A 237-nucleotide genomic window follows, 5' to 3' on the forward strand; every position below is an offset into this window, starting at 1 on the left:
CTCGCCGGTCCGAGTTGACGGCGTGCGAACAACTCTCTTTACTGTTAGACAACAAAGCGGAAAATCGACCCGCACACAAAAAAGCGGACACTACCGCTTCCGAACACGCAAGGGAGGTTGTAGGCGTACCGCCACTCTCCGTTCTCGCTCCTTCCGACGTTTCCCTTGAACTAAGGCCCCTTCCCTCCCTCGGACTTTCTCCGAGCTCACAGGTGTCGGGTCGGAGGAGGCGCCCAT

Origin of the sequence: Verrucomicrobium sp. 3C, assembly GCF_000379365.1 — a bacterium.
Lineage (GTDB): Bacteria > Verrucomicrobiota > Verrucomicrobiia > Methylacidiphilales > Methylacidiphilaceae > Methylacidimicrobium.